Source organism: Actinosynnema sp. NPDC037264 (assembly GCF_055603705.1).
Genome location: NZ_JBVJVK010000025.1, coordinates 26,186 through 43,318, shown reverse-complemented (window position 1 = coordinate 43,318; position 17,133 = coordinate 26,186). Strand labels below are relative to the sequence as shown.

Here is a 17,133-nt window from a genome sequence, read left to right as displayed (position 1 = left end):
CATGGCCGACGAAGACAAGCTCCGCAGTTACCTCAAGCGCGCCACGGCCGACCTGCGGGTGATGGGCAAGCGCCTGGCCGAGGTGGAGGAGGCCGCCCGCGAGCCGATCGCCATCGTCGGCATCGGCTGCCGCTACCCGGGCGGCGTCGAGTCGCCGGACGACCTGTGGCGGCTGGTCGCCGACGGGGTGGACGCGATCGGCGACTTCCCGACCGACCGGGGCTGGGACGTCCCCTACGACCCGGACCCGGACACCCCCGGCGCGACCTACGCGCGGTCCGGCGGCTTCCTCGCCGACGGCGCCGGGTTCGACGCAGGGTTCTTCGGCATCTCGCCGCGCGAGGCGTTGGCGATGGACCCGCAGCAACGCGTGCTGCTGGAGACGGCCTGGGAGACGTTCGACCACGCGGGCATCGACCCGACCTCGCTGCGCGGCAGCCGGACCGCCGTGTTCACCGGCGTGTGGTCCTCGGGTTACGCCGCCCAGCCGCCGCCCGACCTGGAGGGCTTCCTCGCCACCGGCATCGCCACCAGCACCACCTCCGGCCGCGTGTCCTACCTGCTCGGCCTGGAGGGCGCGGCGGTGTCGGTGGACACGGCCTGCTCGTCGTCGCTGGTCGCGATCCACCTGGCCGCGCAGGCGCTGCGCGCCGGGGAGTGCACGCTGGCGCTGGCCGGCGGCGTCACGGTCATGGCCACCCCGGCCGGGTTCGTGGAGTTCGCCCGGCAGCGCGGCCTCGCGCCGGACGGGCGGATCAAGTCCTTCGCCGACGCCGCCGACGGCACCAGCTGGTCCGAGGGCGCCGGCCTGGTGCTGCTGGAACGCCTGTCCGACGCGCGCCGCAACGGCCACCGCGTCCTCGCCGTGGTGCGCGGCAGCGCGGTGAACCAGGACGGCGCGTCCAACGGCCTGGCCGCGCCCAACGGGCCGTCCCAGGAACGCGTCATCCGCCAGGCCCTGGCGAACGCCCTCCTGGAGCCGTCGGACGTGGACGCCGTCGAGGCGCACGGCACCGGCACCACGCTCGGCGACCCGATCGAGGCACAGGCCCTGCTGGCCACCTACGGCCAGGACCGGTCCGAGCCGCTGCGCCTCGGCTCGATCAAGTCGAACATCGGCCACACCCAGGCCGCCGCCGGCATCGCGGGCGTGATCAAGATGGTCATGGCGATGCGGCACGGCTCCTTGCCGCGCACGCTGCACGTCGACCGGCCCACCGGCCACGTGGACTGGACGGCGGGCAACGTCTCCCTCCTCACCGAGCCGACGCCGTGGCCGCGGGCCGACCGCCCCCGTCGCGCCGCCGTCTCCTCGTTCGGCATCAGCGGCACCAACGCCCACGTCATCCTCGAGCACGTGCCGGCCGAAGAACCGTCCACAGTGGACGTCGACCTGCCGTGGCCGGTGTCCGCGCGCACCCCACAAGCCCTGAGGGTCCAAGCCGAACGCCTCAAGGCGGTCGACGCCCCCGCCGCGAACGTGGCCCGAGCCCTCGCGAACCGCACCCACTTCGAACACCGCGCCGTCGTGCTGGACCGCGCGGGGCTGGACGCGTTGGCCGCCGGCGTCGGCGCACCCGGCCTGATCACCGGCGAGGTGGGCGTCCCGGGCAAGACGGTGTTCGTGTTCCCCGGCCAGGGCGCGCAGTGGCCGGGCATGGGCCGCGAGCTGTACGAGACGTCGGAGGTGTTCCGCACCCACCTCGACGCCTGCGCCGAAGCCCTCGCGCCGCACGTCGACTGGTCGCTGGTCGACGTCCTGCGCGACGGCGCGCTCGACCGCGTCGACGTGGTCCAGCCCGCCCTGTTCACCATGATGGTGGCGCTGGCCGGGCTGTGGCGCGCGCACGGCGTGGTCCCGGACGCGGTCGTCGGCCACTCCCAGGGCGAGATCGCCGCCGCGCACGTCGCGGGCATCCTGTCGCTGGAGGACGCCGCGAAGATCGTCGCCCTGCGGGCCAAGGCCCTGGTGTCGCTGGCCGGCCACGGCGGCATGGTGTCGGTCGCGCTGTCGCCGGAACGTGCCGACTCCTACCTCGAACGGTGGGCGGGCAGGCTCACCGTCGCCGTCGTCAACGCGCCCGGCGCGGTCGTCGTCTCCGGCAACACCCGGGACCTGACCGAGCTGCTCGCCGCCTGCGCCGCCGACGACCTCCGCGCCCGCGCGCTCCCGGTCGACTACGCCGCCCACTCGGTCGAGGTCGAGGCCCTCCGCGACCGGCTCCGGCACGACCTGGCCGGCATCGCCCCGCGACCCGCCGCGATCCCGCTGTACTCGACGGTCACCGGCGCGCCCGCCACCGACCTCGACGCCGACTACTGGTACCGCAACCTGCGCGAGCCGGTCCGGTTCGACCACGCCACGCGCGCCCTGCTCGACCACGGCCACGGCGTGTTCGTCGAGGTCAGCCCGCACCCGGTGGTGACGTCGGCGGTCGAGGAGACGGCCGACCGGCAGGACGTCCTGGTCACCGGCACCCTGCGCCGGGACCAGCCGCACGAGTTCCGCGCGGCGCTGGCCCGCCTGCACGTCCGGGGCGTCGAGGTCGACTGGCGCATCCCGGCGGGCATCACCCCCGCGCCCCTGCCCGCCTACCCGTTCCAGCGGCAGCGGTTCTGGCTGCGGCCGACCGCGGCCGAGACCGGCGACCACCCGCTGGTCACCACCGTGGTGGACCTGCCCGACGGCGGCGCGGCGCTCACCGGCAAGGTGTCGCTGTCCACCCACCCGTGGCTGGCCGACCACGCCGTGCGCGGGTCCGTGCTGCTGCCCGGCACGGCGTTCCTGGAACTCGCCGCGTTCGCCGCGAGCAAGGTCGGCGCGCCCGCGGTGCGGGAGCTGGTGCTGGAGACGCCGCTCGTCCTCGACCAGGACGTGGTACGGCTCCAGGTCGTCGTCGGAGCGCCGGACGACTCGGGCCTGCGCACCGTCACCGTGCACTCCCACGCCGACGACTGGGTCCGGCACGCCACGGGCACGCTCGGCGACGCCCCGGAACCCGCCCGCGCGACCCCGTGGCCGCCGAACGGCGAACCGCTCGACGTCACGCACCTCTACGACGCGTTCGCCGCCCTCGGCTACGACTACGGCCCGGCCTTCCAAGGCGTCACGGCGGCGTGGCGGGTCGGCGACGAGGTGCACGCCGAGGTCGAGGTGCCCGCCGGGGAGCGCTTCGCCGTCCACCCGGCGCTGCTCGACGCCGCGTTGCACCCATTGGCGCTGCTGCACCCGGACGGCCCGGCCAAGCTGCCGTTCGCGTTCTCCGGCGCGGTGCTGCGCCCCACCGAGGCGACCGTGCTGCGCGTCCGGCTGTCCGGCGGCCCCGACAGCTACACGGTCACGCTCGCCGACCCCGACGGCACCGTGGTCGCGTCGGTGGCGTCCCTGGCGGTCCGGGCCTTCGCCGACACCCCGGACGACCTGTTCCAGCTCGAGTGGTCGCCGGTGACCGGGAACGACACCGCCGACACCCGCCACCACGTGTCGAACCACCCCGGTGACGCCCCCGAGGCGGCCTTGGCGGCGGTGCAAGAGGTCTTGGCCGCCATCCAGGACCACCAGGACCGGGTGGTGATCGTCACGCGCAACGCGGTCGCCGCCGTGCCCGGTGACGTGGTCGACCTGGCCCACACGGCGGTGTGGGGTCTCGTGCGGGCGGCGCAGGCGGAGCACCCCGGCCGGTTCGTGTTGGTCGACGCGGACGACTCGTGGGACGGCGCGCTGGCCGACGAGTCGGAGCTGGTGGTGCGCAAGGGAGTCCTGCTCGCGCCCCGGCTCGTCCGGGTGGACCGCGCGCTCACCACGCCGGAGGGCCCGTGGCGGCTGGAGGACGTCGGCACCGGCAGCATCGACGACCTCGCGCTCGTGCCCCGGCCGGAGCTGACCGGGCCGTTGGCGGCGGGCCAGGTCCGGATCGCCCTGCGTGCCGCCGGGCTGAACTTCCGCGACGTGCTCATCGCGCTGGACGTCTACCCCGGCGAGGCGTTGATGGGCGGCGAGGGCGCGGGCGTCGTGCTCGACGTCGGGCCGGACGTCGACCGGTTCCGGCCGGGCGACCGGGTGTTCGGCCTGGTGCCGGGCGCGTTCGGGCCGATCGCGGTCGCCGACCAGCGGGTGCTCGCCCGGATGCCGGACGACTGGACGTTCGCGCGGGCGGCCTCGACGCCGGTGGTGTTCCTGACCGCCTGGCACGGCCTGGTGGACCTGGGGCGGCTCCGCGCGGGCGACCGCGTGCTCGTGCACGCCGGCACCGGCGGCGTCGGCATGGCGGCCGTCCAACTCGCCCGGCACCTGGGCGCGGAGGTGTTCGCCACCGCGAGCCCCGGCAAGTGGGACGTGCTGCGCGGTTTGGGCGTGGCTGACGACCACATCGCGTCGTCGCGGACGGTGGAGTTCGAGGAGCGCTTCCCGCAGGTGGACGTGGTGCTCAACTCGCTGGCCGACGAGTTCACCGACGCGTCCCTGCGCCTGCTCGCGCCCGGCGGCCGGTTCGTGGAGATGGGCAAGACCGACATCCGCGCCGACACCGGCGTGGACTACACGGCGTTCGAGATCGCCGACGCCGGTCCGCGACGGCTCGGGGAGATCCTCGACGAGGTGCTGCGGGCCTTCGCCGACGGCGTGCTGACACCGTTGCCGCTCGACGTGCGGGGCGTGCGCGACGCGGTGGCCGTGTTCCGGCACATGAGCCAGGCCCGGCACATCGGCAAGATCGTGCTCACCCTGCCCGCCGCCCTCGACGGCACGGTGCTGATCACCGGCGGCTTGGGCACGCTCGGTCGCGCGGTGGCCGCGCACCTGGTCGCGCGGCACGGCGTGCGGCGACTGGTGCTGGTCGGTCGGAACGGCGGCGAGGCCCCGGAGCTGGACGCGGACGTGCGGGTGGTCGCCTGCGACGTGTCGGACCGCGAGCAGGTCGCGGACCTGGTGGCGTCGATCCCCGATCTGACGGCCGTGGTGCACGCGGCCGGCGTGCTGGACGACGCCGTGGTCACCGCGCTGACGCCGCAGCAGGTGGCCGACGTGTTCGCGCCGAAGGCGCGGGCGGCCTGGCACCTGCACGAGCTGACCCGGCACCTCGACCTGGCCGCGTTCGTGCTGTTCTCGTCCGCGTCCGGTGTGCTGGGCAGTCCCGGCCAGGCCAACTACGCGGCCGCGAACACCTTCCTCGACGCCCTGGCCGTGCACCGGCGCGCCCTCGGCCTGCCCGCCGTCTCGCTGGCCTGGGGGTACTGGGCCGAGGCGTCCGGCATGACCGGGCACCTCTCCGACGCCGACCGGCAGCGCCTGACCCGCGCCGGCGTCGTGCCGCTGACCACCGAGCACGCGCTGGACCTGTTCGACGCGGCGCTGGCCGCCGACCGGGCCGCCGTCGCGCCCGTCGCGCTGAACCTGCCCGCCCTGGCCCGCACGCCCCTGCTGCCGTCCGCCCTGCGCGGGCTGGTGGGCCGCAAGCCCGGCAAGCGGCCGGTGCACCGCGGTGCGCTGGCCGACCGGCTGCGGTCGCTGCCGGAGGCCGAGCAGACCGCCGTGGTGCTCGACGTCGTCACGGCCAACACCGCCACCGTGCTCGGGCACGCCTCGCCGGACGCCGTCGACACGCGGCAGCCGTTCAAGGACCTCGGGTTCGACTCGCTGACCGCCGTGGAGCTGCGCAACCGCCTCGGCACGGCCACCGGCCTGCGGTTGCCCGCCACGGTCACGTTCGACCACCCCACGCCGGCACGCCTGGCCGACTACCTGCGCGGCGAGCTGGTCGGCACGCGTGCGGAGGTCGTCGCGCCGGTGGTGCGTGCGGTGGACGGCGACCCGATCGTGATCGTGGGTATGGGGTGTCGGTTGCCCGGTGGTGTGGAGTCGCCGGATGACTTGTGGCGGTTGGTGATGGACGGTGTGGACGCCATCACGGACTTCCCGACCGATCGCGGCTGGGACCTGGACCGGCTCTACCACCCGGATCCCGATCACGCAGGCACCAGCTACACCCGTTCCGGTGGCTTCCTGACCGACGTGGCGGGGTTCGACGCGGACTTCTTCGGGATCTCGCCGCGCGAGGCGTTGGCGATGGACCCGCAGCAGCGGGTGCTGCTGGAGACCGCGTGGGAGACGTTCGAGCACGGCGGGATCGACCCGACCTCGTTGCACGGCAGCCGGACCGGGGTGTTCACCGGCATCTGGGCCTCCGGGTACGGCGCGCCCACGGAGGTCGAGGGGTACTTCGGCACCGGCGCGGCGACCAGCGTGGTGTCCGGTCGGATCGCCTACCTGCTCGGGCTGGAAGGCGTCGCGGTCTCCCTCGACACGGCGTGCTCGTCGTCGTTGGTGGCGATGCACCTGGCGGCGCAGGCGCTGCGCACGGGTGAGTGCGACCTGGCGCTGGCCGGCGGCGTGACGGTGATCGCGACGCCGGTCGGCTTCACCGAGTTCTCGCGGCAGCGCGGGTTGGCGGCCGACGGTCGCTGCAAGCCGTTCTCCGCTTCCGCCGACGGCACGAGTTGGGGTGAGGGCGCGGGTCTGGTGTTGCTGGAAAGGCTGTCGGACGCCCGCCGCAACGGCCACCAGGTGCTGGCGGTGCTGGCCGGCACGGCGGTGAACCAGGACGGCGCGTCGAACGGCCTCACCGCGCCGAACGGGCCGTCCCAGGAACGGGTGATCCGGCAGGCCCTGGCGAACGCGCGCCTGGAACCGTCCGATGTGGACGCGGTCGAGGCGCACGGCACGGGCACGTCGCTGGGCGATCCGATCGAGGCGCAGGCGCTACTGGCGACTTATGGTCAGGACCGGTCAGAGCCGCTGTGGCTTGGTTCGGTGAAGTCGAACATCGGTCACACTCAGGCGGCTGCGGGTGTCGCGGGTGTGATCAAGATGGTGATGGCGTTGCGGCACGGGCGGTTGCCGCGGACGTTGCACGTGGACGAGCCGACGCCGCACGTGGACTGGGAGGCCGGGGACATCCGGCTGCTCACCGAACCGGTCGCGTGGCCGGAGAGCGGACGTCCCCGGCGTGCCGCGGTGTCGTCGTTCGGGATCAGCGGCACCAACGCGCACGTCGTGCTGGAGCAGGCGCCGGACCCGACCGGGGCGACCGCCGACGTCGAACTGCCCTGGCTGGTGTCGGCGAAGAGCGAACCGGCGCTGCGGGAGCAGGTCCGGCGGGTGCGGGAGTTCGCGGCGGACCACCCGGACGTGGGCATCGGCCCGGCGCTGGCCGGTCGGACGAGGTTCGCGCACCGGGCGGCGATCCTCGGCTCGGACGTCGTGTCCGGGGTGGCGGGCGCGGCCGACCGGACCGTGTTCGTGTTCCCGGGCCAGGGCGCGCAGTGGGTCGGGATGGGCCGCGAGTTGTACGCGGCGGAGCCGGTGTTCCGCGACGCGGTCGACGAGTGCGAGCGGGCCTTGGCCCCGCACGTCGACTGGTCGCTGGTCGAGGTGTTGAACGGCGGCGGGCTGGACCGCGTCGACGTGGTGCAACCCGCGTTGTTCGCGGTGATGGTGGCGCTGGCGCGGCTGTGGCAGTCGGTCGGTGTCGAGCCGGACCTCGTCATCGGCCACTCGCAGGGCGAGATCGCCGCCGCGCACGTCGCGGGCGCGTTGTCGCTGGAGGACGCCGCCCGGGTGGTCGCGCTGCGGAGCAAGGCCCTGGTCGCGATCTCGGGCCGGGGCGGCATGGTGTCGCTCGGCCTGTCCGCCGACCGGGCCGCCACCCACCTGGCCCGGTGGGGCGAGCGGCTGACCGTCGCGGTGGTCAACGCGCCCGGCTCGGTGGTCGTGTCCGGCGACACCGACGCGCTGGACGAGCTGCTGGCCGCGGCCGACGACGTCCGCGCCCGTCGCCTGCCGGTGGACTACGCCGCCCACTCCGCCCAGGTCGAGGCCATCCGGGACCGGCTGCTGGCCGACCTCGCCGACATCACGCCGTCGTCCGCCCGGATCCCGTTGCACTCCACGGTCACCGGCGAGGTGATCGACACCGCCGGGCTCGACGCCGACTACTGGTACCGCAACCTGCGCGCGCCGGTGCTGTTCGAGCAGGCCGCCCGCGCGGTGCTGGCCGAGGGCTCGCCGGTGTTCGTGGAGATCAGCCCGCACCCGGTGCTGGTGCCCGCGCTGGAGGAGCAGGACGCCACGACGTGCGGCACGCTGCGCCGTGACCGGGGCGGGCGCGCCGACTTCCTGGCCGCCGCCGCACGGCTGTTCGTGCTGGGGGTGGACGTCGACTGGGGTGCGCCGTCGCCGGCGGCCGGCCTGCCGACGTACCCGTTCCAGCGGGAGCGCTTCTGGCTGGCGCCGCGAGGCTCCGGTGACGTGTCCGGCGCGGGCCTCGACCCGGTCGACCACCCGCTGCTCGGCGCGTCCGTCGAGCTGCCCGGTGACCGGGCCGTGGTGCTGACCGGCGCGGTGTCCACGGCCACCCACCCGTGGGCGGCCGACCACGCGGTGCTGGGCGCCGTGATGCTGCCCGCGACGGCGTTCGTGGAACTGGTCGCGCACGCGGCCGGGGTGGTCGGCTGCGCGACGGTCGAGGAGCTCGTCCTCGAATCGCCCCTGGTGCTCGACGGGGCCGTGCGGGTGCAGGTCGTCGTCGGCGCGGCGGACGACACGGGCCGCCACCCCGTGGAGGTGCGGTCCCAGGGGCAGGACGACTGGGTCCGGCACGCCACCGGCACCCTCGCCGCCGAACCGGTCGCCGCACCGGCGTTCCCGTCGAGCTGGCCACCGGCCGGCGCGCGGCCCGTCGACGTGCAGGACCTCTACGACACCTTGGCGGGCGCGGGGTACGAGCACGGTCCCGCGTTCCAAGGCGTGCGGGCGGTGTGGCGCGCGGGCGGCGAGGTGTTCGCCGAGGTCGCCGTGGACGACGCCGCCCGCTACGGCACGCACCCCGCCCTGCTCGACGCGGCCCTGCAACCGTTGGCGCTGCTGGCCGGGGAGACCGGCGAGGTGCGGTTGCCGTTCTCCCTCACCGGGATCACGGTCCACCGCACCGGCGCGTCCACCGCCCGGGTCAGGGTGTCGGGCACGGCCACCGGGGGCTACACCGTCGCGCTCGCCGACGACTCCGGCGCGCCGGTCGTCACGATCGGCTCGGTCACCACCCGCCCGATGGCGCGGCAGGCCGACGACGCCCTGTTCGAGCTGGGCTGGATCCGCCGCGACGGCGACGCGGCCGCACCGGACCGGGTCGTGGCGCCGGGTTCGGTCGAGGAAGCGCTGGCACTGCTCCAGGCGTTCCTCGCCGAGGACGGCGACGGGCGGTTGGTCGTGCACACCCGCAACGCGGTGGCGGCCGCGCCCGGCGACCACGTGGACGACCTCGACGGCGCGGCCGTCTGGGGCCTGGTCCGCGCCGCGCAGGCCGAACACCCCGGCCGCTTCACCCTCGTGGACACCGACGACTCGCCGCCGGTCGTCCTCGACGACGAAGACCAGCTCGCCGTCCGACGCGGCGTGGTGCACGCGCCCCGGCTCGTCCGGGCCACCGCGCACGCGGCCGTCACGGGCTCGCTGGTGGAACCGGGCACCGGCAACCTGGACGACCTGGTGTTCGCCGAGGCCGCGGCGACCCCGTTGCGGCCGCACGAGGTGCGGGTCGGCGTGCGGGCAGCGGGGATGAACTTCCGCGACGTCCTGATCGCCCTGAACGTCTACGGTCCGATCGCCGGCCCCGCCGGTGGCTCGACCGCCGCTCCTCTCGGCAGCGAGGGCGCGGGCGTGGTCACCGAGGTCGGTTCGGCCGTCACCGGGGTGCGGGTCGGCGACCGGGTGCTCGGGCTGCTCTCCGGCGCGTTCGGACCGAGCGCGGTCGCCGACCACCGGGTGCTCGCGCCGATGCCCGCCGACTGGACGTTCGCGCAGGCCGCGGCGGTGCCGGTGGCGTTCCTGACCGCCTGGTACGGCTTGGTGGACCTCGGCCGGGTCGGCCCGGGGGACCGGGTGCTGGTCCACTCGGGCGCGGGTGGTGTCGGCATGGCCGCGATCCAGCTCGCCCGGCGCCTCGGCGCGGAGGTGTTCGCGACGGCGAGCCCCGGCAAGTGGGCCGTGTTGCGCGGCTTGGGCTTGGCCGACGACCACATCGCGTCGTCGCGGACGTTGGAGTTCGAGCAGCGGTTCCCGCGGGTGGACGTGGTGCTGAACTCGTTGGCCGGCGAGTTCACCGACGCCTCGCTGCGGTTGCTGGCCGACGGCGGCCGGTTCGTCGACATGGGCAAGGCCGACGTCCGCGACGTGCCCGGCTACCGGGCGTTCGACCTGGCCGAAGCGGGCCCCGAGCGGCTCGGCGAGGTGCTGGCGGAGGTCGTGCGGCTGCTCGTGGCGGGCGAGCTGCGGGTGCCGCCGATCACCGCGTGGGACGTCCGGCGGGCGCGGGAGGCGTTCCGGCACATGAGCCAGGCCGGGCACGTCGGCAAGATCGTGCTGACCGTCCCGGCGCCGCTGGACCCGGACGGCACGGTGCTCATCACCGGCGGCACCGGCACGCTCGGCCGGCTGGTCGCCCGGCACCTCGTCACCGCGCACGGCGTGCGGAAGCTCGTGCTGGTGAGCCGGTCCGGTGGCGCGCCCGTCGACCTCGTCGGCGCGGACGTCACCGTGGCCGCGTGCGACGTCGGCGACCGGGAGGCGTTGGCCGGGCTGCTGGACGGGATCGGGGATCTCACCGCCGTGGTGCACGCGGCCGGTGTGCTGGACGACGGCGTGATCGAGTCGCTGACCCCCGAACGGCTCGCCGGCGTGCGCGCCGCGAAGGCCGACGCCGCCCGGCACCTGCACGAGCTGACCCGGCACCTCGACCTGAGCGCGTTCGTGCTGTTCTCCTCGGCCGCCGGGGTGCTCGGCAGCGCGGGACAGGGCAACTACGCCGCCGCCAACGCCTACCTGGACGCGGTGGCCGGACACCGCCGCCGGCAGGGCCTGGCCGCGGTGTCGGTGGCGTGGGGGCAGTGGGCGCAGGACAGCGGTCTGACCGGGCGGCTGGCCGACGCCGACCGGCGGCGCCTGACGCGATCCGGGGTCGTGCCGCTGTCCACCGAGCACGGCCTCGCCCTGTTCGACGCCGCCCTCACCTCGCCCGAGCCGACGGTGGTGGCCGCCGGGCTGCGGGTGTCCGCGTTGGGCGACCGGCCGGTGCTGCGTGCGCTGACCCGTCGTCGTCCCGCGCGGACGTCGGGGGTGGCGCGGGAACTCGGCGCGTTGCCCGAAGCCGAGCAGCGCGCGGCCCTGGTGGAGCTGATCACCACGCACAGCGCGGCGGTGCTCGGGCGCACGGACGGTGTCGCCGCCGACCGGGCGTTCAAAGACCTCGGGTTCGACTCGCTGACCGCCGTGGAACTGCGCAACCGGCTGGCCGCGGCGGTCGGCGCCCGGTTGTCGGCGACCATGACGTTCGACCACCCCACCCCGGCGAAACTGGCCGACTACCTGCGGGAAGTGCTGCTCGGCGCGGCACGGCGGACCGTCGCGCCGGTCGCGGCGGCGGTCGCGGACGACCCGATCGTGGTGGTCGGCATGGGCTGTCGGTTCCCCGGTGGCGTCGGTTCGGCGGCGGACCTGTGGCGGCTCGTGTCCGAGGGCGTGGACGCGATCGGCGACTTCCCCGCGGACCGGGGCTGGGACGTGGCCGGGCTGTACGACCCGGACGGCGGACCCGGCACGACCTACACCAGGTCCGGCGGGTTCCTGGCCGACGTGGGCGGCTTCGACGCGGCGTTCTTCGGGATCTCGCCGCGTGAGGCGTTGGCGATGGACCCGCAGCAGCGCCTGGTGCTGGAGACGGCGTGGGAGGCGTTCGAGCACGCGGGGATCGACCCGACCTCGTTGCAGGGCAGTCGGACCGGGGTGTTCACGGGTAGCTGGGCGTCCGGGTACGCGGGCGGTGTGGACCAGGTCTCGCGGGACGTCGAGGGTTACGTGGCCACCGGCACGGCGACGAGCGTGACGTCCGGGCGGGTGTCGTACCTGCTGGGCTTGGAGGGTCCGGCGCTGTCGATCGACACCGCGTGCTCGTCGTCGTTGGTGGCGATGCACCTGGCGGCGCAGGCGCTGCGGTCGGGCGAGTGCGACCTGGCGTTGGCGGGCGGTGTGACGGTCATGGCCACGCCGGCGAGTTTCGTGGAGTTCTCGCGGCAGCACGGCCTGTCCGCCGACGGCCGCTCGAAGTCGTTCGCCGCCGCCGCAGACGGCACGAGTTGGGGCGAGGGTGCTGGTTTGGTGTTGTTGGAGCGGTTGTCGGATGCGCGTCGGCGTGGTCATCGGGTGTTGGCGGTGGTGGCGGGTTCGGCGGTGAATCAGGATGGTGCGTCGAACGGCCTCACGGCGCCGAATGGTCCGTCTCAGGAGCGGGTGATCCGCCAGGCTTTGGTGAACGCGGGGTTGTCTCCGTCCGATGTGGACGTGGTGGAGGCGCATGGGACTGGTACGACGTTGGGTGATCCGATCGAGGCGCAGGCGTTGTTGGCGACTTATGGTCAGGATCGTTCGGTGCCGTTGTGGTTGGGTTCGGTGAAGTCGAACATCGGTCACACCCAGGCGGCTGCGGGTGTCGCGGGTGTGATCAAGATGGTGATGGCGTTGCGGCACGGTCGGTTGCCGCGGACGTTGCACGTGGACGAGCCGACCCCGCACGTCGAGTGGGAGCGCGGCGAGATCCGGTTGCTCACCGAGGCGCAGCCGTGGCCGGAGACCGACCGGCCGCGCCGGGCGGGTGTCTCCGCGTTCGGGATCAGCGGCACCAACGCCCACCTGATCCTCGAACAGGCGCCCCCGGGTGAACCGGTCGAGGTGGCCGACCCGGTGCCGTGGCTGCTGTCGGCCAAGACCCCGGAGGCGCTGCGCGCCCAGGCACGACGGCTGCGCGACTTCGCCGGCGACCCGGCGGTGGGTCCGGTCCTGGCGGGGCGGACCCGGTTCGCCTACCGCGCCGCGCTCACCGACCCGACCACGCTGCTGGCCGACCTCGACGCGTTGGCCGATGCCCCGGTCGTCGCCGCCCAGGCCGGCAAGACGGCGTTCGTGTTCTCGGGTCAGGGTTCGCAGTGGCGGGGTATGGGTCGTGGTCTTTATGACGCCTATCCGGTGTTCGCGGAGGCGTTGGATGATGTGTGTGGGCGGCTGGGGTTGTCGTTGTGGGATGTCGATGTGGATCGGACGGGGTTTGCGCAGCCGGCGTTGTTCGCGGTCGAGGTGGCGTTGTTCCGGTTGGTGGAGTCGTTGGGGCTGAAGCCGGATTATCTGATCGGGCATTCGGTGGGCGAGATCGCTGCCGCGCATGTTGCCGGTGTGCTGAGCCTGGACGATGCGTGCACGTTGGTGTCGGCGCGAGGTCGTTTGATGCAGGAGTTGCCGCCGGGTGGGGCGATGGTGTCGATCCGGGCTTCTGAGGCGGAAATCGAGCTGACTCAGGGTGTCGAGATCGCGGCCGTCAACGGGCCCGACGCGGTGGTGATCTCCGGTGACGAGGACGCGGTGCTGCGGCTCGCCGAGCTGTGGCGGGAACGGGGCCGTGAGACGCGGCGGCTGAAGGTGAGCCACGCTTTCCACTCCGCTCACATGGACCCCATGCTGGCCGAGTTCGCGGCGGTCGTTGATGGGCTGACGTTCGGTTATCCACAGATCCCGATCGTGTCGACTGTGTTGTCGGACCGTTCGGGTAGCGTTGAAAACAGGGATCCCCTGGGCGGGGACCCTTCCGCAGGCACGGTGTTTGAAGTGGGCGGGGACCCTTCCGCAGGCACGGTGTTCGACGCCGGGTATTGGGTGCGTCAGGTGCGGGGGTCGGTGAGGTTTGCCGATGGTGTGGAGTGGTTGCGTGCCCATGGTGTGACGGCGTTGTTGGAGATCGGGCCGCATCCCACGTTGGTGTCGACGGGGGTGATGAGGCGGGGTCACGACGAGCCCGAACGGGTACTCGCCGCGCTCGGCCGGGTCTGGGAGCAGGGGGCGGACTGGCGTCCACCGGCGCCGCCCGTCCACCTCGACCTGCCCGCCTACCCGTTCCAACGCGAACGGTTCTGGCTGGTGCCGAGCGTCCCCGCGGACGTGGCCGGTGCGGGGCTCGACGCGCTGGACCACCCGTTGCTGCGGGCCTCGGTGACGCTGCCCGACGGCCAGGGCGTGGTGCTGACCGGCGTGCTGGCCCGGTCGGCGCACCCCTGGTTGGGCGAGCACACCGTCCTCGGCACGGCCCTGCTGCCCGCCACCGGGTTCGTGGAGCTGGCGTTGCGGGCCGGCGGTCACGTCGGCTGCCCGGTGCTGGCCGAACTCGTGCTCGAAGCGCCACTCCCGCTGCACGACACCGCGCACGTCCAGGTCACCGTCGGCGCGCCGGACGAGAACGGGCGGCGCCCCGTCACGCTGCACTCGCGCACCCCCGCCGAGCCGGACGACTGGACCCGCCACGCCACCGGCGTCCTGCGCCCCGAACCGGCCACCCCGCCGACCGGGCCCGCCACGTGGCCGCCGGTCGACGCCACCCCGGTCGACATCGCCGCCCTGTACGACACGCTCGCCGACGCGGGCTACGACTACGGGCCGACGTTCCAGGGCCTGCGCGCCATCTGGCGGCACGGCGACGACCTGCACGCCGAGGTCGCGTTCCCCGCCGACCACGCGCAGCTGACCGGCTACGGCATCCACCCGGCCCTGCTGGACGCGGCGATCCAGCCGCTCACCCTGCTCACCGGCATCACCGCCGAGGTCGACGGCCCCGGCCAGGGCCTGGCCAGGCTGCCGTTCTCGTTCACGGGCGTGTCGATCACCGGCACGGCCGCCACCCTGCGGGTCGTGCTGTCGCCCACCGCGCCGGACACCTACGCGGTGCACGTCACCGACACCGCGGGCACGCCGGTGGCCGGCGTCGACTCACTCGTGCTGCGCCCCGTCGAGCTGGGCGGTCTCGCCGTCGCCCGCCACCCGGACTCCCTGTTCACCCTCGACTGGACGCCGTTGCCGATCACCGAGGCGCCGGACGTGCCGGCGCAGCTCCGCGACCTCGCGCACACCGGGGGAGACCCGGTCGAGCGGACCCACGCCCTCACCCGGCAGGTGCTCCACGACGTGCAGCGGGCCCTGGCCGACGACACCCGCCTGGTGATCGTCACCAGTGGCGACGACCTGCCCCTCGCGGCGGCCCAAGGCCTGGTGCGCAGCGCGCAGACCGAGCACCCAGGCCGGTTCCTGCTGGTCGACCACGACGACACGGAGGCGTCCCGACAGGCGCTCCCGGCCGCCGTGCGCACCGCGTTCGCCCAAGCGGAACCACAAGTGCGGCTGCGCGACGGCGCGATGTCGGCGCCCAGGCTCACCAAGTCCGCCGTGGCCGGCACGCCACGCCCGCTGCGCGGCACCGCGCTGATCACCGGCGGGTTCGGGGTCCTCGGCGGCCTGACCGCACGCCACCTCGTCACCGACCACGGCGTGCGGCACGTGGTCCTGGCCGGGCGCCGTGGTGTCGCCACCCCCGGCGCGGAGGAGCTCCGGACCGCGCTGGCCGACCTCGGCGCGACCGTCGCGGTGGCCGCCTGCGACGTCGCCGACCGGGACGCCCTGGCCGGGCTGCTCGCCACGATCGACGACCTGCGCGTGGTCGTGCACACCGCCGGGATCGTGGACGACGGCGTGGTCGCCTCCCTCACCCCCGACCAGCTGGACGCCGTGCTGCGGCCCAAGGTGGACGCGGCGTGGCACCTGCACGAGCTGACCCACGACCTGGACGCGTTCGTGCTGTTCTCGTCCGTGGCGGGTGTGCTGGGCAGTCCCGGGCAGGCCAACTACGCGGCGGCCAACTCGTTCCTCGACGCGCTGGCCCGCCACCGGCACGCGCTCGGCCTGCCCGCCGTGTCGCTGGCCTGGGGCTACTGGGCGCAGGAGAGCGGCATCACCGGTCACCTGGGCGAGGCCGACCGGCTGCGCCTGGCCCGAGCGGGCCTGCTCGCCCTGCCGACCGACCGGGCGCTGGCGCTGCTCGACGTCGGTCTCGCGGCCGACGTGCCCGTGCTGGTGCCCGCCCACCTCGACCCGGCCACGGCCAAGACGCCGTTGCTGCGCGACCAAGCGCGGTCCCGGCGGGCGAAGGCGCCCGCGGTCACGCCGTCCGACCTGCTCGGCCGGCTCGCCGCACTGGCCGAACCCGAGCAGCGCGCCCTGCTGCTGGACGTGATCAACACGCAGAGCGCCTCCGTCCTCGGCCACACCACGCGGCTCACCGCCGACCCGCAGCAGGCGTTCCGCGACCACGGCGTCGACTCGCTGACCGCGATCGAGCTGCGCAACCGGCTCAACGCGGCCACCGGCCTGCAGCTGTCCGCGACCGCCGTGTTCGACTTCCCGACACCCGCCCAGCTGGCCAACCACCTCTACGGGCAGCTGCGCGGCACCGCCAACCGGGACGCGGGCCCGCTGGAAACCCTGCTGCGCAAGGCCATCGACGTCGACCGCCCGCGGGACGGCGTCGAGCTGCTGGCCACCGCGGCGCGGCTCGGCCCGCTCGCCGACCGGGTCGACGTCACGCCGGCCAAGCTCACCACCGGGTTCGTGCCGCCGGCGTTGATCTGCCTGCCGTCCGCGCTGGCGTTCACCGGCGTGGAGGAGTACGCGCGGTTCGCCGCCGCGTTGGAGGCGATGCGGGACGTGACCGCCGTGCCGCTGCCCGGCTTCACCGGCGGCCCGCTGCCCGCCACCGCCGAAGCCCTGGTGGACGCGCTGACCGACGCCGTCGCGGAAGCGGCCGTGGGCGAGTTCGCGCTGGTCGGCCGGTCGGTGGGGGCGTGGCTCGCCCGGGCCGTCGCCGGTCGCCTCGAAGCCCGGGGCGTGACACCGGCCGCCCTCGTGCTGATCACCCCGACCGGACGACCTCCGCTGGACGGCGTGCTCGACCCCGAGCACCAGGTCCACCCCGTCGACGACGACCGGCTGGTCGCGATGGGCCGCTACCTCGACCTGGCCGGGCAGTGGGAGCCGGGACCGACCGGCGCGCCGGTGCTGCACGTCGGCACCGCGCACGAGCGCCCACCGTCCGGGCAGGAGTCGGTCGTGGGGGGGGGGGGGGGGGGTTTGGGGGGGGGGGGGGGCGGGGTCACCCGCCTCGGCGGCGTCCCGCCAGGTGCCTGCGGTCCGCCAGGCAGGTCGCTGCGGGTGGCGAG

Annotated in this window: 1 protein-coding gene; it reads left to right on the top strand. The window is 74.6% G+C overall.

The window, feature by feature from the left end; translation table 11 throughout:
- Position 1: 1 nt before the first annotated feature.
- A partial coding sequence (locus ACZ7GX_RS25335) for an SDR family NAD(P)-dependent oxidoreductase (protein WP_498780074.1) occupies positions 2-17,133 on the top strand: 17,132 nt, incomplete at its 3' end.